Annotated in this window: 18 protein-coding genes; 5 read left to right on the forward strand and 13 right to left on the reverse strand. The window is 51.2% G+C overall.

From position 1 onward, the window contains the following. Nucleotides 1-32: 32 nt before the first annotated feature. Genes polA through J1836_RS03845 form a run of 4 tightly spaced genes read right to left on the reverse strand, consistent with a single transcriptional unit; the run spans nucleotide 33 to nucleotide 6,779 of the window. Nucleotides 33-2,819, reverse strand: coding sequence for a DNA polymerase I (polA, locus tag J1836_RS03830; protein ID WP_207249768.1), 2,787 nt, complete (start codon nucleotides 2,817-2,819; stop codon nucleotides 33-35). A 56-nt stretch (nucleotides 2,820-2,875) separates the two neighbouring features. After that, nucleotides 2,876-4,231 carry a sigma-54-dependent transcriptional regulator gene (locus J1836_RS03835; RefSeq protein WP_207249769.1) on the reverse strand — a complete coding sequence of 452 codons (1,356 nt, stop codon included), beginning with the start codon at nucleotides 4,229-4,231 and terminating at the stop codon, nucleotides 2,876-2,878. Then, nucleotides 4,231-5,970, reverse strand: a complete 1,740-nt coding sequence (locus J1836_RS03840; RefSeq protein ID WP_207249770.1) for a sensor histidine kinase — start codon at nucleotides 5,968-5,970, stop codon at nucleotides 4,231-4,233. Before J1836_RS03840 ends, J1836_RS03835 begins: the two co-directional genes overlap by 1 nt. Before the next feature lie 20 nt (nucleotides 5,971-5,990). After that, nucleotides 5,991-6,779 carry a septal ring lytic transglycosylase RlpA family protein gene (locus tag J1836_RS03845; RefSeq protein WP_207249771.1) on the reverse strand — a complete coding sequence of 263 codons (789 nt, stop codon included), beginning with the start codon at nucleotides 6,777-6,779 and terminating at the stop codon, nucleotides 5,991-5,993. A gap of 242 nt (nucleotides 6,780-7,021) precedes the next feature. Between J1836_RS03845 and J1836_RS03850 the strand changes: the two genes are divergently transcribed. Beyond that, nucleotides 7,022-8,551: a D-alanyl-D-alanine carboxypeptidase/D-alanyl-D-alanine-endopeptidase gene (locus tag J1836_RS03850; RefSeq protein ID WP_242632719.1), complete on the forward strand. Its 1,530-nt coding sequence runs from the start codon at nucleotides 7,022-7,024 to the stop codon at nucleotides 8,549-8,551. Between the two features lie 470 nt (nucleotides 8,552-9,021). Here J1836_RS03850 and rimO read toward each other — a convergent pair whose 3' ends face one another. Beyond that, nucleotides 9,022-10,332 (reverse strand): 30S ribosomal protein S12 methylthiotransferase RimO, encoded by a 1,311-nt coding sequence (rimO, locus tag J1836_RS03855; protein ID WP_207249772.1) that lies wholly within the window; start codon nucleotides 10,330-10,332, stop codon nucleotides 9,022-9,024. A gap of 488 nt (nucleotides 10,333-10,820) precedes the next feature. Here rimO and J1836_RS03860 point away from each other — a divergent pair, with 488 nt between their 5' ends. After that, entirely contained in the window at nucleotides 10,821-11,738 is a 918-nt protein-coding gene (locus J1836_RS03860; protein WP_207249773.1) for a phosphoribulokinase, read from the forward strand. A gap of 60 nt (nucleotides 11,739-11,798) precedes the next feature. Here J1836_RS03860 and J1836_RS03865 read toward each other — a convergent pair whose 3' ends face one another. Together J1836_RS03865 and J1836_RS03870 are read right to left on the reverse strand one after the other, a co-directional pair. Next, the gene (locus J1836_RS03865) at nucleotides 11,799-12,218 is read right to left on the reverse strand and encodes an HIT domain-containing protein (RefSeq protein WP_207249774.1); all 420 of its coding nucleotides are present in this window, start codon (nucleotides 12,216-12,218) and stop codon (nucleotides 11,799-11,801) included. Continuing rightward, entirely contained in the window at nucleotides 12,215-13,255 is a 1,041-nt protein-coding gene (locus tag J1836_RS03870) for a CDP-6-deoxy-delta-3,4-glucoseen reductase (protein WP_207249775.1), read from the reverse strand. Before J1836_RS03870 ends, J1836_RS03865 begins: the two co-directional genes overlap by 4 nt. Before the next feature lie 104 nt (nucleotides 13,256-13,359). Here J1836_RS03870 and purT point away from each other — a divergent pair, with 104 nt between their 5' ends. After that, nucleotides 13,360-14,556, forward strand: coding sequence for a formate-dependent phosphoribosylglycinamide formyltransferase (purT, locus tag J1836_RS03875; protein WP_207249776.1), 1,197 nt, complete (start codon nucleotides 13,360-13,362; stop codon nucleotides 14,554-14,556). A gap of 47 nt (nucleotides 14,557-14,603) precedes the next feature. Here the strand turns inward: purT and J1836_RS03880 are convergent, their stop codons facing one another. The 5 genes from J1836_RS03880 to J1836_RS03900 form a co-directional block, all read right to left on the reverse strand. Next, complete coding sequence (locus J1836_RS03880; protein WP_242632821.1) at nucleotides 14,604-15,026, reverse strand: type II toxin-antitoxin system VapC family toxin; 423 nt, start codon at nucleotides 15,024-15,026, stop codon at nucleotides 14,604-14,606. Nucleotides 15,027-15,034: 8 nt separating this feature from the next. After that, nucleotides 15,035-15,322, reverse strand: a complete 288-nt coding sequence (locus tag J1836_RS03885; RefSeq protein WP_207249778.1) for a type II toxin-antitoxin system Phd/YefM family antitoxin — start codon at nucleotides 15,320-15,322, stop codon at nucleotides 15,035-15,037. 69 nt (nucleotides 15,323-15,391) lie between these two features. After that, the gene (locus J1836_RS03890; protein WP_207249779.1) at nucleotides 15,392-15,769 is read right to left on the reverse strand and encodes a lysozyme inhibitor LprI family protein; all 378 of its coding nucleotides are present in this window, start codon (nucleotides 15,767-15,769) and stop codon (nucleotides 15,392-15,394) included. A 129-nt stretch (nucleotides 15,770-15,898) separates the two neighbouring features. Continuing rightward, nucleotides 15,899-16,246 (reverse strand): hypothetical protein, encoded by a 348-nt coding sequence (locus J1836_RS03895; protein ID WP_207249780.1) that lies wholly within the window; start codon nucleotides 16,244-16,246, stop codon nucleotides 15,899-15,901. Between the two features lie 40 nt (nucleotides 16,247-16,286). After that, a complete protein-coding gene (locus tag J1836_RS03900) occupies nucleotides 16,287-16,544 on the reverse strand; it encodes a hypothetical protein (protein ID WP_207249781.1) in 258 nt (85 codons plus the stop codon). Nucleotides 16,545-16,864: 320 nt separating this feature from the next. On the opposite strand from J1836_RS03900, the gene J1836_RS03905 reads away from it, so the two are divergent. Next, entirely contained in the window at nucleotides 16,865-17,443 is a 579-nt protein-coding gene (locus tag J1836_RS03905) for a Uma2 family endonuclease (RefSeq protein WP_207249782.1), read from the forward strand. Here the strand turns inward: J1836_RS03905 and J1836_RS03910 are convergent. Next, the gene (locus tag J1836_RS03910; RefSeq protein WP_207249783.1) at nucleotides 17,440-19,233 is read right to left on the reverse strand and encodes an AAA family ATPase; all 1,794 of its coding nucleotides are present in this window, start codon (nucleotides 19,231-19,233) and stop codon (nucleotides 17,440-17,442) included. The genes J1836_RS03905 and J1836_RS03910 overlap by 4 nt on opposite strands. A gap of 137 nt (nucleotides 19,234-19,370) precedes the next feature. On the opposite strand from J1836_RS03910, the gene J1836_RS03915 reads away from it, so the two are divergent. Beyond that, nucleotides 19,371-19,517: a hypothetical protein gene (locus J1836_RS03915; protein WP_207249784.1), complete on the forward strand. Its 147-nt coding sequence runs from the start codon at nucleotides 19,371-19,373 to the stop codon at nucleotides 19,515-19,517. The last annotated feature ends 259 nt before the right edge of the window (nucleotides 19,518-19,776 follow it).

Consider the following 19,776-nt stretch of genomic DNA (forward strand, 5'->3'; position numbering starts at 1 on the left):
GAAATACCCAACGGATACGCAGCTTATCGCCGTTAATGCGCCTCGTCCCAGTTAGCACCAACCCCAGTATCCACCACCAAGGGAACGGCTAGCGTGACAGCATTCGTCATCAGCGCAATGACTTGCGCTCGCACCGTGTCCAGCTCCGCCTCCGGCACTTCAAACACCAATTCGTCATGCACCTGCATAATCATTTTGGTGTGCAAACCGCTGTCACGTAACCACGCTGCCACCGCAAGCATCGCCTTCTTAATAATATCCGCCGCCGTGCCCTGCATCGGCGCATTGATCGCGGTACGTTCCGCATACTGGCGCGTCGCCGCATTCTTGGACTTGATGTCGGGCAGGAACAGGCGACGCCCGAATAGCGTTTCCACATAGCCTTGCGCCCGTGCCTGTTCACGCGTGTCATCCATGTACTGCTTCACGCCGGGGTAACGCGCGAAATACAGATTCACGTAAGCTTGCGCGTCTTTACGATCCACCCCAAGCTGTTTTGCCAAACCAAACGTGGACATGCCGTAAATCAGCCCAAAATTGATCGCCTTAGCAGCACGGCGTTGCTCCGTCGTCACTTCATCCAATACCACGCCAAACACTTCTGCCGCCGTGGCACGATGCACATCCAACCCCTGCGCAAACGCGTCCAGTAAGCCCTGATCACCCGACAAATGCGCCATAATCCGTAATTCGATCTGCGAATAGTCCGCCGCCAACAGCTTGCACCCCGCCTCCGCGACAAAGGCTTGGCGAATGCGCCGCCCTTCTTCAGTACGAATCGGAATATTCTGCAAATTCGGATCAGATGACGATAGCCGCCCCGTCGAAGCCACTGCCTGATGGTAAGACGTGTGTACCCGCCCAGTACGCGGATTAATCTGTTCCGGTAATTTGTCGGTGTAAGTGGATTTAAGTTTCGCCAAACCGCGATGCACCAAAATCAGCGCAGGCAATTCATGCCCCATTTCCGCCAATTCCTCCAACACATCTTCAGCGGTAGACGGCTGCCCCTTGGGGGTTTTGCGCGGCGCAGTTAGACCCAGCTTGGTGTAGAGGATTTCCCCCAATTGTTTGGGTGATGCAAGGTTGAACTCCTGCCCTGCTGCTTCGTAAGCTTGCAAGATGACCGTGTGCATCCGCGTTTCCAGCTCCTTGCTGTGGATGGCTAGCAAAGTGGCATCGACCTTCACGCCATTGCGCTCAATGTCGGAGAGCACACTGACCAGCGGCACTTCCACTGCTTCATACAGCTTGCGCTGTGCATCCAAGGCTTGCAGTTGCGCCCAGAAATACTGGTGCAATTGCAGGGTCATATCGGCATCTTCGGCAGCGTAAGGCGTGGCTTCTTCCAGCCCCACCTGATTGAACGTAAGCTGGTTTTTGCCCTTGCCTGCAATGTCGGCAAAGCTAATATTGGTGTGGTTGAGGTGCTTGGCACACAGCGTATCCATGTCGTGGCGGCTGGCTGTGGAATCCAACACGTAGGATTCGAGCATGGTGTCGTGCGCAATGCCACGCAGTTCAATGCCGTGATTCAGCAGTACACTGCGGTCGTATTTGAGGTTTTGCCCGATCTTGCGTAACGTGGGGTCTTCCAGCAAGGGCTTAAGTTGCGCGAGTACCGCTTCGCGATTGAGTTGCGGGGGTGCGCCGAGGTAATCGTGGGCAAGCGGCAAATACGCCGCTTCACCAGGCTGAATCGCGAAGGAAACGCCGACGATTTCCGCCTCCATGTAATTGAGGCTGGTCGTTTCGGTGTCGAAAGCGAATTCACCAGCGGCTTGCAAGCGGTGCAGCCAAGTGTCGAGGTCGGGTTGGGTGAGGATGCAAGTGTAAGCAGCGTTGCCGCTGCTCTTCCCCCCTTCCCCAGCCCTTCCCCCGCAAGGGGGGCAGGGAGCAAAGAGGTCGCCGGTGACACCTTCTTGTTCCTTCACCCCTTGCGGGGGAAGGTTAGGATGGGGGGTAACGGCACTGCCAAGTGCCGCCAAGCGCGTCCGCAACCCATACCGCTCATACAACTCGCGCAAGGTTTCAGTATCTTCAGGATTAAACGCCAGCGTTTCCGGCTGCAAATCCAGCGCCACGTCGCACTTGATCGTCACCAGCTCATACGAAAGCGGCAAATGCGCCAAGGCTTCACGCAAGTAGTCGCCAATCTTGCCCTTGAACTCGTCAGCGTGCGCCATGATGTTTTCCAACGAGCCGTATTCTTGCAGCCACTTCACCGCTGTTTTGGGGCCGACTTTATTCACCCCCGGCACGTTATCCACACTATCGCCAATCAGCGTGAGGTAATCGCGGATGCGTTCCGGCGCGACCCCAAACTTTTCCAACACGCCAGCAGGATCCGCGTAATGTCCACTCATGGTATTAATCAGGTGCACACGTTCATCCACCAATTGCGCCATGTCCTTGTCACCGGTGGAAATGATCACTTTGCCTGCGTATTCCTGCGCTAGCGTGCCGATGACATCATCGGCTTCCACGTCGGGAATAATCAGTAACGGGTAGCCTTGCGCCCGAATAATCGTCAGCAACGGCTCAATCTGGCAGCGCAAATCCTCTGGCATCGGCGGGCGCGTGGCTTTGTATTGTGGGTATAAGTCGTCGCGGAAAGTTTTACCCGGTGCATCGAAAATCACCGCCATGTGGTCGGGGTTATAATCTTTGCGCAACTTATCGAGCATATTGAGCACGCCGTGCATTGCGCCCGTGGGTTCGCCATGCACATTGGTCAGCGGCGGCAGCGCGTGAAACGCACGAAACAGGTAGGAAGAACCGTCAACGAGAACAAGCGGCTTGGTGCTATTGTGAGTCATAGGGGGTCGGCTGGGGCTGGTAAAACACGGAGTATAGCCGTTTCTGTGAGCCTGCCCTATTCTCGAAACTGTTCACGCTCCAAGCCGTACTTTTTCAGCTTGTCGGTTAAGGTTTTGCGCGGCAAATCTAAGGCTTCCATCACCGCCCGCGTATTGCCTTGGTGGTGGTTCAACGCCTGCACCAGCAACGTTTTCTCGAAACACGCGACTTGCTCGGTCAGGGATAGCCCTTCCAGCCGATCCCCCGCATTCATCAGGGTAGCCAGATCAAAATTGTACGCTTCACCCAACAGCACATAACGTTCGGCAATATTGCGCAATTCGCGAATATTGCCCGGCCAGTCATGCCCCATCAAAACGTGCAGGGCTTGGCTATTCAGCGGCGGCACTTCGGTTTCGCAACGAGCCGCCGCAATCAGCACAAAATGCTGAAACAGCAGCGGAATGTCTTCACGCCGCGCCCGCAAAGGTGGAATTTCCAATGTCACCACATTGAGGCGGTAATACAAATCCTTGCGGAATTCAGCACGTTCGGCAGCATCTTTCAAATCCACCTTGGTCGCTGCAATCACGCGGATGTCGAGCGGAATCAGTTTATTAGAACCCAGTCGTTCGATCTTGCGTTCCTGCAATACCCGCAATAAGGGAGCTTGCGTGGTCAGTGGCATTCCCTCGATTTCATCCAGAAACAGCGTGCCGCCATTGGCATGTTCAAACTTACCAATGCGCTTGCCTTTTGCGCCCGTAAATGCGCCCGCTTCATGCCCAAACAACTCGCTATCCAGCAAGCTGGCGGGAATCGCCGCGCAATTGATTGCCACGTAATTGTGGTTACGCCGCTGGCTTTGTTCGTGGATGGAACGCGCCACCAGCTCTTTGCCCGTCCCCGTTTCGCCCCACACCAACACATCGGCGTTGACCGTAGCAATGCGGGTAATCATTTTGCGCAAATTCATAATACCGGGGGTTTGCCCAATAATTCTGGGGCCGGGGCGAGTTTGGTTCGCTAAGGCTTCTTTAAGCGCTCGGTTTTCCAACGTTAAACGGCGTTTGTCGCTAGCACGTTTCACCACCTCGACCAATTGGGTGTTGGAAAACGGCTTTTCCAGCAAGTCATATCCACCTTTGCGAATGGCGGAAACAGCGGTGGCAACATCGGCGTGTCCGCTGATCAGAATCACGGGTAAATCGCGATCAATGCTCAGAATGCGTTGGAGGAATTCCAAACCATCCATTGCTGGCATACGGATGTCGGAAATCACCACGCCAGCAAATTCAGCAGTGATTTTCGGCAACGCATCCAGCGCACTGCCAAAGGTTTCGACCGCGTAACCCGCCAGCAGCAGCGATTGCGCTGTGGCATCACGCACCGCTTTTTCATCATCGACCAGCAGGATATTCGGGGTAGTCATCACGGCACTCCGTCAGTGGCTTGTTGCAGGGTTAGGGTGAAAATCGCCCCACCTCGCGCAGCATTCGCCACACTTAACTGACCGTTCATGTCGCGAGCAAGGCGGTAGGAAATCGACAGCCCCAATCCTAACCCTTTACCGATGGTTTTGGTGGTAAAAAACGCCTCAAAGACATGCGGCATGGCATCTGAGCTAATGCCTGCGCCATTGTCACGTACACTGACGTTCACTTGCCCTGCGGTGGCTTGCAGGGTAATCCACACCCGTTGTTCCGCTTGTTCCTGCACCGCATCGGCAGCGTTGCTCAACAGATTCACCAGAATTTGTTCTAACCACACCAAATCGGCTTGCACATAACGGGTGTGCTCAGCACGTTGCTGTTCCAGCACAATGCGGATTTGGGCGAGTTTGGGCTGCACAATGTTCAACGCAGAATCCAATGCCCAATGCAAATCGCAGGTTTCAATTTGCCCTGCACTTTTGCGCGAAAAGGTTTTGAGCTGGCGGGTAATGGTCGCCATGCGTTCGGTCAGTGCCACAATTTCTAGCAGATTATTGCGAGCAATCTCCAGCTTACCAATATCGAGGAATTGCGTGGCATTGTCGGCATAAGCCCGAATCGCGGCGAGCGGATTATTCAGTTCGTGGTTGATGCCCGCCGACAGTTGCCCTAACGCCGCCATCTTTGCCGCTTGCACCAACTCTTCTTGGGTGCGCTGCAATTCGCGGGTGCGTTCGGCGACTTTCGCCTCCAACTCTTCACGGGCTTTTTGCTCGTAGTCGCGGCGTTGCCGCTGGTTTTTCCACAGCACATACAGCAACAACAAAGAGAGCAGCAACATGAACGCGGTCACGGATACAGTAATCAACACAGTACGCGTCACACTGCCCCAATCGGTGAGGATATACACATCCCAGTCGATGAAATCCATCGCCCGCTTGTGTACCAAATAGTGCTGTTGCCCCGTATTCAAGCGTTGCAACTCAAGCGTGGGATTAATCCGCCAATGACCTGCCAGCGGCTCAATCGGCAATTTATCGTAACGTTGGTTTTGGTATAACGCATCCTGCGTGGCAGCAGATAATGGCTGCAAAGCACGTAAACGCCAGTCACTATTACTCGACATAAACACCACGCCTGCACGATCTGTCACCATAAAATCGGCATTTTCCTGCTTCCACTGCGCTTCTTGGGTATTAATATCGACCTTTACCACCATCACACCAATAGGCTTACCCGCGCTATCATTCACCGCATGAGCGAAATAGTAGCCGCGCTTTTTGGAGGTTGTGCCCAGCGCGTAGTAGCGCCCCACTTGCCCCCGCATGGCTTGCTGGAAATATTGGCGAAAAGCGAAATTGCCCCCAATAAACGAGGCGCGAGTATTCCAATTACTCGCGGCAAGGGTCAAGCCATCCGCTCGCATCAGGTAAATATCGGCAGTGCTGGCAATGCGATTGGCTGTTTCGAGGGTTTGATTAAACGCCATGACGGCGGCAGGCGCAGGGCTGGGGGATTCCAGTAACGCACGTGCTGCGGGGTTTTGCGCCAAGAGTTCCGGCAAATAACGGTGCTTTTCGAGTTCTGCCGTCAATTGCCCGACCAATTGCTGGGAAAGGGCGACGGTTTCTTGCTGCAAACGCTGTTCGGCACTTTGGCGCACTGCGTAATACACGGTCAGTAACGTGAGTAGCGCGAACAGCGTTGCTAAGCCAAAAGCGACCGCACGCGAATGCACGGGTAGCTTTAAGTAAGACTTTATTCTAATACCTCAACTTTTACTTTGGCTGTTCCCATGCCCACCATGCCAATTTCCTTAGCAGCGGCTTTGGAGAGGTCAATCATTCGACCATGCTTGCTGAAACCACCTCGGTCGTTGACTTTGACTTCAACGGCTTTGTTATTGCGCAAATTCGTGACACGAATGCGGCAACCAAACGGCAAACTGCCGTGTGCACAGGTCAGATCTCCTTGGTCGAAACGTTCGCCGCTGGCAGTTTTACGCCCGTCAAATTTGTCGCTGTAGTAAGACGCTGTACCGACTTGGTGGGCTTTGCTTGATTCGGCACCTTCACGCGGGGTATCCGTGGGTGGGTTTAAATAAGCGGGCTGTTGTTGTGGCTTAGCGACTTCTCCCCTTAACGAATCCGGCATCACATAGTAAGCCTGTTTTTTTGCGATTTTCTTGTGTGAGGTGTGCTTATGCGAGGTAGTTTGTTTATGGGCAACGGTGCGGATCGCCTTGCGGTGCTTGCTGGTCACGGTTTTTTTCGTGATTTTCGCTTTCGCTTTTGAGGAGACTTTCGCGGTAGATTTCGTGGCAGATTGGGTGTGCTTTGCAACCGTTTTAGGCTTGCTGGACTTTTTGCTGAGCTTCTTACTAACCTTCTTTTCAACGCTGACTTTGCTCACTTTCGGCGACGTTTTCTTTTGCTTTGCCAGCGCGGCTGTGGGCAAACTAAACGTCACCGCAAGCGCTAAAGCGGTCATGCCGACCCCAATACGGCGCGTCAAACCTGATAAGAAAGTTGATTTTACAGTTTTCATTTTATAGATTTCCTCCGACTAAACTTGAGTCTTAAGTAAGGATAGCACGTCATAAGCCATTGTAAACACCCGTAGAATGGCATTCTGTCAAGGTCATTCACGCCCAAGATTGAACTTATTACGCGAATTAAGTCTCTATTTATGCAGGTCATGACAGACTTATCCGATAACTGGGCTTACAATACGCATTTTTTATCTAACCTGTTTGCAAACGGGGCGCTAGAATCATTAGGTACGGAAACATGAAAAACGGGGAATCCATGCGGATCTTGCATCTTGGTACACTTTTAATGCTGTCTATTTCGGTGACAGCGTGCAGTTCCCAAAATGTCCAACCGGGGGCTACGGTTGCTAATGCGGGCAATACGCATACGCAAACCGAATTATTTGGTGACGCAAAACCCACCGCACGCAGTAACCAAGCGCAAACCTACCGCCAAGACGCACACCCAGCACAACGGCAGGTCGCCTTTGCTGGAAATGCTGTTGGGGCGCAAATCCAACCCACGCAACTGGGTTCAGGCGGTGGCGACAAAGTGTATCGTGGCGAAGGCAAGCTCAACCGTTTGCCCGATAATATTGCCAGCAACTTACGCTTACGCGGTCTGTCAGAACAAAACCTTGGCGCTTATATCCGCCCAGTCAACGGCGCACAACCACTGTTGACCGCGTATTCTGATACCCCGCGCAACCCGGCTTCCACCATGAAACTGGTGACTAGCTATTCAGCCTTAGGCGTACTAGGACCGACGTACCGTTGGCCGACCGAAATTTACACCGCTGGCAACGTGGTGGGTGACACCCTGCAAGGCGATGTCATTATCAAAGGCTACGGCAATCCTGATTTCCGCGAAGCCGATTTCCGCCAATTGCTACAAGCGCTGCGCGGGCGCGGCATTCGCAATATCGCGGGCAATTTCGTGGTCGATAAAAGCTATTTCAACGTCCCCCCACAAGCCGCTATCGACGGCAATGCGGGCGCAGAATACAACGCGCAACCCGAAGCCTTGCTGTATAACGAGCGTGGCAGTTGCTATGAAATGCGCAACAAAGCCGGGCAAATCCAACGCATGTGCCCGATTGCCCCGCGTAACGGCGGCGACTTAAATGCCAACCTGTTTGGCGATTTCTGGAAGATCTGGGTCGGGGAAATGGGCGGTCGCCTCAACGGTGGCTTGCAAGTCAATGCTGTCCCTGCTGGCGCACAACTGGTTGATACCCACCATTCTGCCCCGCTGCGGGATGTCATTGTCGAAATCAACAAAGAGAGTAATAACGTCAAAGCGCGGCAATTATTGCTGTCGATGGGTGCAAAACAATTCGGCGCACCGGGTACGACCCAAAAAGGTGCAGGCGCAGTTGGGCAATTCATGGAAAGCCGTGGTTTACGCTTCTCCAGCTTGAAAATCGAAAACGGATCGGGTTTGAGCCGCGTCGAACGCATTTCCAGCCGCGAAATGGGTGAAATGCTAGTCGATGCGTATAACAGCCCGTACCGCGATGAGCTGATGAACTCAATGGCAGTATTGGGTGTGGATGGCACGGTCAAAAACCGCATGAAAAACCTAGCAGGGCGCGGCAAATTTAAAACTGGCACATTGCGTGATGTCCGTGCGCTAGCCGGTTACTTAACTGCTGCGAATGGGCAAACCTATGTCATTTCCTTGCTGCATAATGACGCGAGCATCCGTGCCACAGCGAAAGAAGCACACGATGATTTGGTGGAATGGGTGTATTACGGGGCGCAGAATAATGTAGCCAGTGCGCAATAAGCGATTGCTTATTGGACGTGATAAAAGCCCCACTAGCGTGGGGCTTTTTATTTTTATAGGATCATAATCATACCAAATGACACGAATACGACCCAGCCAACCATCTCCACGATGTCTTGCACCGGCAATTCTAGGATGGTCATCTGATAAAATATAGCTATAAGCAGAACAGGCAGTGCATCGTGTAAGTTTGTCACGACATTACCGCATAACCTATTGAATTTCTTAATCATCTTAGTTAGCCCTTGTAGAGGCGCTTTGTTAAACAGTCATTAGTTGAATTAATTTAAATGTATCATACGCCAGATGATGACACCGTGACAATGATCACTTCCTAAACAAATCAAACTATTTAACGCTCACTATCCCTGAATCGTTCTATTTTTAGTCAACTCTCAACCCCAAGAGTTCAATTTCAGAATAGATAAATCCAACAATTTGAGCAAACTAAAATATCTTATTGATAATGATTAAATTTTTCCCCACAGGTCATGCTCATCAGCGTGAGTAATCTGCACTTGCGCAAATTCACCTACCGGCAGCTCTACGCCTTCAATGATGACTTGCCCGTCAATCTCTGGTGCATCGCGGTGAGTACGCGCAATACTTAGCCCATCACCCGCTTCATCCACCAGCACGGTCATGGTCTTGCCAATCAAGCGGCTGAGCTTGGCGGCACTGATTTCGGCTTGTAATTCCATGAAGCGCTCTAGGCGTTCTTCTTTGACTTCTTCCGGCACAGCACCGTCGAGGGCATTGGCGGGCGCACCGTCCACTGGTGAATAAGTAAATGCGCCTACGCGGTCAAGTTGCGCTTCTTCCAAGAAATCCAGCAGCGTTTCAAAGTCGTCTTCGGTTTCACCGGGGAAGCCGACAATGAAGGTACTCCGCACGGCGATGTCTGGACAGGTTTGCCGCCAGCTTTGCAAGCGATCCAACACTTTTTCAGCATGGGCAGGGCGGCGCATGTTTCTCAATACGGAAGGGCTAGCGTGTTGGAAGGGAATATCCAAGTACGGCAGGATTTTGCCTTCCGCCATCAAGGGAATCAGGTGATCAACGTGCGGATACGGGTAAACATAATGCAAGCGCACCCATACGCCCATCTCGCCCAAGGCTTCTGCCAATTGCTGCGAATGCGTTTTGATCGGGCGACCTTGCCAGAAACCGGTACGGTATTTCACATCAATCCCGTAAGCACTGGTGTCTTGTGAAATTACCAGCAATTCTTTCACACCCGCATTCACCAGATTTTCGGCTTCTTGCAAGACATCGCCAATCGGGCGCGACACCAAATCACCACGTAATGAGGGAATAATGCAGAATGAGCACCGGTGGTTACAGCCTTCGGAAATTTTCAGGTAGGCATAATGGCGCGGGGTCAGGCGTACGCCTTGCGGTGGAATCAGATGCATGTACGGGTCATGCAGCGGCGGCAAATGCGCGTGTACCGATTGCATCACCGCTTCATACGCGTGCGGGCCGGTGACGGCTAAGACATTCGGGTAAGCATCCAACACGGTGTTGGCGTTCGCACCCAAACAGCCGGTGACGATCACTTTACCGTTTTCATGCAGGGCTTCACCAATCGCTTCCAGTGACTCTTCCACGGCGGAATCAATGAAACCACAGGTATTCACGACCACCAGATCGGCGTTGTCGTAACTGCCACTGATTTCGTAACCTTCGGCACGCAGTTGGGTAAGAATACGCTCGGAATCCACCAAGGCTTTGGGGCAACCGAGACTAACGAAACCGACGCGGGGTTGAGCTTGCTTCATAACATTGGGGGCTGAGTAATTGGAAAGGCGGATATAATAGCTGATCCTCAACAATTATGCTGCTAGTGTGTATGAAATCCTTGTAACACTACATGTTGTGTCAAGGGTTTTTGTAAGCCTTTCGTCGAGTTATGCACAACAATGCGCTAACTCGCTGAAAACAGCCAATAAAGCCTATAATAGCTGAGCACATCACTCAGAAACACGTAACCAATTGATTATATAAACAATAATAGTTGTTGTTTTTTTGATCATTTTGATAAGAACCGTTAAAAAACAAGGCTTACTCAGCCTTTTTTTGGTGTTGTCCACAGACTTATCCACAGGTTCTGGGGATAACCTACTTAACCATCTGATTAAGCTAATATTAAGACTTGATGACAAGCTGCTGGGCACATCCCTATCGAAAGGCATATACAGGCAAGCTACCCGTTTAGTTAGAATGTTGGTGGATTGCGCATTCACATTTCTTGAGAGGAGAAAACCTAATGTCCCAAAAACACCCAGTTATCGCCGTCACCGGCTCATCCGGTGCAGGTACAACGTTTGTCAAACGTGCGTTTGAGCACATTTTCTTCCGCGAAAAGATCACGGCAACCGTGGTTGAAGGCGATAGCTTTCACGGCGTTACCCGCACGGAATTCAAACAACGCTCAGCCGTAGAACCCAACTTCAGCCACTTTGGCCCTGAAGCCAATGATTTCCATGCGTTAGAAGCGCTGTTCAAAAGCTACGGCGAAACCGGCAGCGGCAAAAAGCGTTATTACTTGCACAACGATGCGGAAGCGGTGCATCACGTGCAGCGTTTGGCGAATAAGGGCGTGACTTGCACGGCAGGTTCTGGCGACTTCACCCCGTGGGAAGAGACTGAAGCCAATACCGACATTTTGTTTTACGAAGGTCTGCACGGCTTGGTACAAGACACAACCGGCGACAAAAAATACGGCGGTTATGACGTTGCCAAATACGTCGATCTGGGCATTGGTGTTGTGCCGAGTGTGAATCTGGAGTGGATTCAGAAAATCTCGCGTGACCATAAAGAGCGCGGCTATTCACCGGAAGCCACCGTCGACACCATCATGCGCCGGATGCCGGATTACATTACCCACATCACCCCGCAATTCTCGCGCACGCACATTAACTTCCAGCGTGTGCCGACGGTGGATACCTCTAACCCGTTCATTGCGCGTGATATTCCATCACCGGACGAAAGTTTCGTGATTATCCGTTTTGCTGATCCGAAATTGTTCAATGTGGATTTCCCGTTTCTGCTTTCCATGATCCATGACTCGTTTATGTCACGCCGCAACAGCATTGTTGTGCCGGGTGGCAAAATGGTACTGGCAATGGAATTGATTCTGAACCCAATCATTCATGAGATGATTGAGATGAAGAAAAAGGCGTAAGAATCCATCAATCGCGTAGGGGCGGTTCGCGAACCGCCCTTACAATCTACAATCCTGCCCTTACAATAATTGTAGTTGCGTGCGGAGGGCTTGGCAGCGTGAGGTGGCGGCATCGGCAGTGTAAGGCTCTGGCGCGAATTTGCCCCATACGGGCGCAGGCCATGAGGCATCGGTTTGGAAGCGGGCAATGTGATGGATGTGTAATTGCGGCACGATGTTTCCCAATGCGGCAATGTTCAACTTATCTGGCTGGAATAGCGCGGTTAACACGCGGCTAACGTGATCGGATTCTTCCCACAATTGCTGGCGGTCGGCGGGTAGCAATTCGTGAATTTCACGCAGATTTTCCCGACGTGGCACGAGAATTAACCACGGATAACGGGCTTCATTCATCAGCAACACACGGCAAAGCGGTAAGTCGACCACGAAGTGGGTGTCTTGCGCCAGTTGCGGGTGGAGGTTGAAGTCGTGATCACTCATGCCTGTTTTTCCTGTATCGCTTTCAGCGTATCGGGGCTGTATTCAAACGAATCGTAATACAACTGCTCTTCCGGCAAACCTTGCGCCAAAAACGCCGTTTTCGCGGCATTTACCATTGGCGGCGGGCCGCTCAAATACACGTCATACCCTGCCAAATCAGGGAAATCGGCAGCAACGGCAGCATGTACCCACCCCGTGCGCCCTGTCCACGCATCCGCCGCCAACGGCTCAGACAACACCGGCACATAAGTCAATTGCGGGTGACGTGATACCCAACTGCGCACCACGCTATCCATGTACAAATCCGCCTTGGCTCGCACGCCCCAATACAAATGCACGGGCTTGTCGATGCCTTGCGCCATCATCTGTTCCAACATACCTTTGAGCGGTGCAAAACCAGTGCCGCCGCCCATTAAAATCACCGGACGCTCAGAATCACGCAAGTAAAAACTCCCCAACGGCCCTTCAATACGTAGCAAGGCTTTTTCTTTCATCTCATTGAAAACGTAGCTAGTAAATTGCCCACCCGGAACATGCCGAATGTGCAATTCCAGCAATTGATCGTTAAACGGCGCATTCGCCAACGAAAAGCCGCGTCGCTTGCCATCTTTCAGCAAAATGTCGATGTATTGCCCCGCAAAAAAGCGTAAACGTTCGGAAGCGGGCAATTTCAGCGTCATCTCCATCACATCATCTGCCAACTTGCGCAGCTTTTCGACGCGCACGGGCAAGGCTTTAATCTCGATGTCCGGTTCTGCACCGACACGCGGCGCATCCATCACCACATCGCTCGCGGCGGCTGCCATGCACAAAAAGGCTTTGCCGCGCTCTTCCTCATACGGCGCTAAACCTTGCGGCTCACCAAACGGGTAATGCACTTGCCCACTCAACACGGTCGCGGCACATGACCCGCAAACCCCACCCCGACAGCCATACGGCAAGGCGACACCTTGACGTAACCCCGCTTCCAAAATCGACTCGTTGGCTTCGGCTAAAAAAGTATGCCCGGAAGGTTGCAGCGTTACTGTGTACGTCATGTTGTGTCCCGTTGAATAATCGAATGGCTGGATTTTAACGCGCTAAACAGCCTTGTGCTATTCTTCCCGCATTTACCCCCACTATTGCCAGAATGGAGACCCCGATGCGTATTGGAACACCGCTTTCCCCCTCCGCCACCCGTGTCATGCTGCTGGGCAGCGGCGAACTCGGCAAAGAAGTCATCATTGCCCTGCAACGCTTCGGCGTGGAGGTCATCGCGGTCGATCGCTACGCCAATGCGCCGGGGCACCACGTCGCCAACCGTTCCCACGTTATCAATATGGCAGACCCTGCCGCGTTACGTGCCTTGGTGGAAGCGGAACAGCCGCATTTTATCGTGCCGGAAATCGAAGCGATTGCGACCGATGAGCTGGCAGCAATTGAAGCGGATGGGCTGGCGACCGTCATCCCCACGGCGCGTGCCACGCAATTGACCATGAACCGCGAAGGCATTCGGCGCTTGGCGGCGGAAGAATTGGGTGTGCCGACCTCGCGTTACCACTTCGCCTCCAGCCTTGCCGAGATGCAGGCGGCGGCGGATGACGTGGGCTACCCCTGCTTCGTCAAGCCGGTGATGTCGTCGTCGGGCAAAGGGCAGTCGATGCTGAACAGTGCGGATGAGGTGGCAGCGGCGTGGGAATACGCACTGTCCGCCGGACGGGTAAACCACGGGCGCGTGATTGTGGAACAGTGCATTCATTTCGATTACGAAATCACCTTGCTGACCGTGCGGGCGAATGGCGCAAACGGTGAAGTCGAAACGCATTTCTGTACGCCGATTGGGCATCGTCAGGTGAAAGGCGATTACGTCGAAAGCTGGCAGGCACAGCCAATGACCGATACCGCCCTCGCCAAAGCGCAAGACATTGCAGCGAAAGTCACCGGCAATCTGGGCGGACGCGGTTTGTTTGGGGTGGAATTATTCGTCAAAGATGATGACGTGTGGTTCTCCGAAGTCAGCCCGCGCCCGCATGACACCGGCATGGTGACGATGGCGACGCAATTCCAGAACGAATTCGAGCTACATGCTCGGGCGATTTTGGGCTTGCCAGTGAATACGGCACTGCATTCTACGGGCGCAAGTGCGGTGATTTACGGCGGGATGGAAGCAGAAGGTATCGCGTTTGAAGGCGTGGAACATGCGCTGCAAGTGCCGGAAAGCGACGTGCGCTTGTTTGGCAAGCCAGTGGCGTTTGAACGTCGCCGTATGGGTGTGGCGTTAGCGCGGGGTAAGGATACGGATGAAGCGCGGGCGCGGGCGGTGGAAGCGGCGAGTCGCGTGAAGCTGGTGTTGGGTTAAATCGTTAGCGAGGGGCAGACGCATCCATTGCCTGCCCCGCGCCAGTTTTACCTGACAGTCTCAAACCAGTTCTCAACCCGCAAGCCACTGAACATCACAAAATCATCCACGTTGCGTGTCACCAAAATCAGGTTATTCACCACTGCCACGGCAGCAATTTCGCTGTCGTACTTCGGTGGTGTTAACCCTAAACGTTTGAGTCGAACACGTTCCAACGCCAACCATTCAGCCGCTTGCTCACAAAATGGGAGGATATGTAAACCACTCGCTTTTACAATCTCTAATGCCCCTACCAAACCTTGTTTGCGTTTGCCTTCATCCAGCAAATGTACCCCGTGCCAGAGTTCATGCCAGACGGTGGCGGAAGTACACGCAAAAATGCTATCCAACTCCCAACGGCGGATGACTCCAGCATTCGGTAGTGGCTTAGTTTGTTCGGAAATGACGTTGGTATCCAATAAGTAGCGCATCACCAACCTCAATCCCAAACCGAAGTCGTTTCAGGGTAGGGTTCGCGGGTGCGTTGGTGCATTTGTGCCTGCTCAGCATCCGTAAAACCTTGCGCATCAGGATATTGTTCGCGCCAACGACGGAAGGCACTGACAATAGTTGCCCCGCCCGTGAAGGCGTGTTGATACTTGGCTAGGGAAATCATCACCGCAACGGGTTTACCGTGGCGGGTAATGTGAATATCTTGCCCCGTTTCAGCTAAATGCACCCATTCGGGCAAGTGATTTTTGAGCGTGGAAATCGCTGCTTCTGACATGGAAACACCTCATTGCGGAGAAAATATAGCCACAATGATACTGAAAATAGCCAGAAACTTCAAAGCAATTCAGAGCTTGCTATTTTGGCAGCCAGCACTCGCGCACTCCCGAATACGGTCTTGCAAAAACTGCGAACGTTCGATGGTGGTATTCGTTGCACAATCCAGATTAACGAAAAACTCATCGCCTTCATGTTTTGAGCAACTGGAATTTCTGTCTTCAATCCACGCCAATTGACCGGATTTCAGAAGGTCTTTACCGTCACTATCCAATTTGCCTTTGAGCTTTTTATAATTCTCATTGAGTTCTTTATCGGCTTCTTGATAAACCTTGTTCAGGCAATATAAACCGTCGAAATCGTTTTGCGGCGCATCGCAGGCAGAATTTGCTAAGGCGATGCTGGATGAGCATAACAAGGCTATAAACGTGAAAGTAATTTTATCCATTTTAAACATTCCTGACTTAAGTATCGTTAACGTTAAGCCTGACGAGCAAGGCTGGGAGTAGATCAGACGAATAACGTTTGCTATCATCGCATTGGTCATCGAGTGCGATGATAGCAAACAATAAATCAATTATTTTTTATACGTTATAGTGAGCGATCCTGTAGCTATATTTTTTGCCACTTCGTAATCTGGATCCCATGTTGCTATGTTATGAGCGGCTATAAACAGACCTGCTGCCCATCCTCCAATTACTGTCGGAGATATTGGTATTGCTGCTGCTCCCATTGCTGCTGCTCGTCCTTTTGTATAAACACGGCATTTTAACCCTTCTGATTCTATTAGTTTTTCAACTGTACTTGTAGCATCAGAAAAAGATGTTCTATCAATATTATCAAGTACAAATGATTTATTACCTCTTATCATTTGTTTGATTTTATCATCACTGATTTCTCTTATAGGATAAACATTTATATCCATAATATAGCCCTCATGCATAAATTAATTTCAAACTGAAGCATTAAAAATTTCTTTGATTTACTTCAAGTTGTTTCTTGGCAATATCTGTCTGTGTAGTTTGCCAATTTGTATTAACTTTGGCTTGATTGTCATTCCAATTTTTTTGCACTTCAGCACTTTGTGAAAAAAATGCAATATCAAATTTTGTTTTCTGCTCAATTAATGAAACATAAGCCTTAACCATTTCCTGATTTTCAGGGTTTTGGGAAATGCATTGTTCAATAAAAAATTTACATTGATAGAATGCGTTATCATTCATTTTTTATTTAACCCTTGGTTTGAAAAATTCAATCGAAAATTCTAACAATCAATTGGGAAAAATTCAGAGTTTTATATAGCCCAGTATTTCCCAAGCTCTCACTCATAATAAGTGTCCCCAATGCCGCCAATCTTAACAAAAGCTGTATAGCTAAAAAGTGATCACTATCACACAAATAGCAATTAATGCACAAAAAATCCGCGACCTAAGATTTCTCCCGACTTTGCACCCACACTTGCTCCCCCACCAGACAACACCGCAGAAAATGGCGCAACGCCGCCGATTGCCTGTATAGTCAAACCTTCCCAGTGGAGGCAACCATGCAAGCCATCAAAACCCAGATCAGCCGCGATGACTATTTACGGCTAGACGAAGCCGCAACGGAAAAACACGAGTTCTACAGCGGGCAAATGTTTGCAATGGCAGGCGGTACATACCAACACGCCCGCATTGGCTTGAACGTCACCACGGAACTCGCGGTACGCTTGAGCGGCAAACCCTGCCAACCGATGAACAGCGATATGCGCGTAGCCACCCCCTCAGGGCTGAACACCTACCCCGATACCTCGGTCTATTGCCACGCCCCCGAATTGACCGACAACAACCGTACCCTACTGAACCCCGTACTGATCGTCGAAGTGCTATCCCCCAGCACCCGCAGCTATGACCGTGGCGACAAATTCATGCACTACCGCTCCATCCCCAGCTTGCAAGATTATGTGCTGATCGACTCAGAAATGGTTTTGGTCGAACACTACCAGCGCATCGGCACGTATGAATGGCATTTGCACGAATACCGCCAGTTGACGGATGTACTCACGCTGGAATCGGTTGGGCAAACGCTAGAGATTTCATGTTTTTATGATGGTGTTGAACTCCACGACCGCCAATATCCCTAAACCGCTGGCAGCATCTCCCACACCAGCCTATCAAACCCCAACGCCACCACCGCCAAACACCGCAAGCGCTGCGGTTCGTGGTATTTGTCGATCAACACCTGCTGATAATGCTGCAATTGCTCACTAGCTTCCCGCAAAGCCGCTTGCACCGCCGGAATAGCACGGGATTCATCGCGACTTTGCGCCCGCACCTGCTCACCCGTCAGATTCAGATCAGCCAGCGCCAAGTATTTAAATTCCATCACCATGTCCAACAGCGCGTACTGACGCATGTTCGGGCGCACAATCAAAGTTAAATCGCTATAGCGCCGTTGCAACGCCGTTTCCGAATCCACGATGTAATAGGTATCTTCAAACAGCACTGTCAAAAACGCCGTTTTAACCGTTAACTCATTGCTCCAACGGTAATCACGGTTATTAAAAACCGCGAAGTATTTGTCTTCCATAAACGCCACCAAGGGCTGCAAATCGGCAGTTTGGTAGAACGTTTTTGCCAATGCCTGCAAAGTACGGCGGTCTTGTGCAGCGGGTAGCGTATTGCGTTTCAACTCATCCACATACAAAGCGCGAATCACCAAATTAGGAATACTCAATTCCAACCCGCCCACCACGTCACGCCCACTCACGGTCAACACCCCAAAGAAATACAGCAAAGACACCATGTAATTGGGGTCAGTTTGCAAATCGTGGAGTTTTTCCATCCCAAATTGGCTTTCCAAATACGGAATGGCAACGGCGCGTTGCTCGTCGAGGATGTTAGCAATCACCTCTTGACCCAACGGCAAATTAGCAATGTAGCGGATTTTGTTCGCATCCATTGCCAGATTACCATCGAGAATTTGGTCGGGTGCAACGCAGTGTTTTTGGAAGTGGCGCAAGTAGTAAAAGCACAAGGTTGGGTTATAAACTTGTGATTCCGCCATGTCGCTGCAAAAACGGTAGCCGTTGTAAAACACCCGTAACGTTTCCAACGTAGTGGCAATGCTATCACTGGGTTGCTGGCAGTGCGTGCTAATGGTCGTGACCAGTGCTAACAATTCTGCGGTTGTTACCCCGCATAAACCATTGAACTCTTTATCAAGGTAAATATTGGTGGCAACGTTATAGCCGCTCGTCATATCGCTCATCACCAACGGCGACACGCCCGTAATGAAGACACGCCCCACTTTGCCTTCTGAGGCATTGGCTTTGACGGCTTTGAACAGCGTTTTGAGAATGCCTTCACTTTGCACCAAATCCTGATAACGCTCAGCGTTGGGCTGGATTTGCATCAGCACTTCGTTGGCGAAATTGTCGTATTCGTCGATCAACAAATATAACGGGTAGCCACTGTGGCGAACCGTATTAACCAGCGATTCAAACGAAGCAATCGCATTGGTAGGAAAAATCTCAATCTCAGCTTGTAACTGCGCTTGGTAGCGCATTTGAAAGCCGCGAATCGCTTGGTTGATGTGGTCAAACAAATGCTGGGTAATCGCGGCAGTATCGCCTTGCGCGGATACTTGCGAAAAATCCCAACGCAACACCATGTAAGTATTATGTTCCGGTGTCGGATGCTGCCCGACATGCAAATTGCCGAACAATTTATCAAAGTCAGCCGCACGGTTTATGTCGTAGTAATTCGCCAACGTGGATAGCAACAGCGATTTACCAAAACGGCGCGGACGCAGAAACACCAGTTGCTTGCCCGCCTGTTCCAGCGCTGGAAGGTATTGGGTGCGATCAAGGTATAACGCACCACTCGTGCGAATATCGTGAAAATCACTGTTGCCGTAGGGGAAAATAATCATGGCTACGTCCTGCTGCTTTTATGCGGTTCAGTATAGCATGGCGAAACATACCCGACTGCCTGAGCCCATTGTTAGGGCTACCTTCATGAACTCACAGCTATAATCGCCCCCCAACAATAACAACAAGGCAACACCTCATGGCACGCAAGCAAGCGCCGCGTCGCGCAAAAAAACCCCTGCGCCACACGATCGAACCCGTGATTAAAGGCTTTATTGCATGGGTAGGCACATTCGTTCTAGTCGGTGGCATAGGCATCGTTGCCAACGGCATTCGCAGCCTGTAGCACGGGAATGATTAGGCATTCAATATCAGCACATCAGAATATAACCAAGGGTTGATATTTATCATACTTGCACAAATTCATAAATTTATTTGATTTGCAAATCAATAAAAGCACCTATCCCTATCAGGGTACACGCTAGAATCCGGCGCATAAAATATAGTATGCTGCCTGCCACTAAAGAGCACGCCCTACCCTATACGTACACTGTGGGCCAATCGCAGGTGCTGCTTACAGGATTCCAAAATACTGTCTTTGACGG

This window comes from Thiothrix fructosivorans, assembly GCF_017349355.1.
GTDB lineage: Bacteria > Pseudomonadota > Gammaproteobacteria > Thiotrichales > Thiotrichaceae > Thiothrix > Thiothrix fructosivorans.

Coding starts and splice junctions, on each gene's coding strand:
- polA (WP_207249768.1), bottom strand. CDS start 2,819: ATGACTCACAATAGCACCAAGCCGCTTGTTCTCGTTGACGGTTCTTCC.
- J1836_RS03835 (WP_207249769.1), bottom strand. CDS start 4,231: ATGACTACCCCGAATATCCTGCTGGTCGATGATGAAAAAGCGGTGCGT.
- J1836_RS03845 (WP_207249771.1), bottom strand. CDS start 6,779: ATGAAAACTGTAAAATCAACTTTCTTATCAGGTTTGACGCGCCGTATT.
- J1836_RS03850 (WP_242632719.1), top strand. CDS start 7,022: ATGAAAAACGGGGAATCCATGCGGATCTTGCATCTTGGTACACTTTTA.
- rimO (WP_207249772.1), bottom strand. CDS start 10,332: ATGAAGCAAGCTCAACCCCGCGTCGGTTTCGTTAGTCTCGGTTGCCCC.
- J1836_RS03860 (WP_207249773.1), top strand. CDS start 10,821: ATGTCCCAAAAACACCCAGTTATCGCCGTCACCGGCTCATCCGGTGCA.
- J1836_RS03865 (WP_207249774.1), bottom strand. CDS start 12,218: ATGAGTGATCACGACTTCAACCTCCACCCGCAACTGGCGCAAGACACC.
- J1836_RS03870 (WP_207249775.1), bottom strand. CDS start 13,255: ATGACGTACACAGTAACGCTGCAACCTTCCGGGCATACTTTTTTAGCC.
- purT (WP_207249776.1), top strand. CDS start 13,360: ATGCGTATTGGAACACCGCTTTCCCCCTCCGCCACCCGTGTCATGCTG.
- J1836_RS03880 (WP_242632821.1), bottom strand. CDS start 15,026: ATGCGCTACTTATTGGATACCAACGTCATTTCCGAACAAACTAAGCCA.
- J1836_RS03885 (WP_207249778.1), bottom strand. CDS start 15,322: ATGTCAGAAGCAGCGATTTCCACGCTCAAAAATCACTTGCCCGAATGG.
- J1836_RS03890 (WP_207249779.1), bottom strand. CDS start 15,769: ATGGATAAAATTACTTTCACGTTTATAGCCTTGTTATGCTCATCCAGC.
- J1836_RS03895 (WP_207249780.1), bottom strand. CDS start 16,246: ATGGATATAAATGTTTATCCTATAAGAGAAATCAGTGATGATAAAATC.
- J1836_RS03900 (WP_207249781.1), bottom strand. CDS start 16,544: ATGAATGATAACGCATTCTATCAATGTAAATTTTTTATTGAACAATGC.
- J1836_RS03905 (WP_207249782.1), top strand. CDS start 16,865: ATGCAAGCCATCAAAACCCAGATCAGCCGCGATGACTATTTACGGCTA.
- J1836_RS03910 (WP_207249783.1), bottom strand. CDS start 19,233: ATGATTATTTTCCCCTACGGCAACAGTGATTTTCACGATATTCGCACG.
- J1836_RS03915 (WP_207249784.1), top strand. CDS start 19,371: ATGGCACGCAAGCAAGCGCCGCGTCGCGCAAAAAAACCCCTGCGCCAC.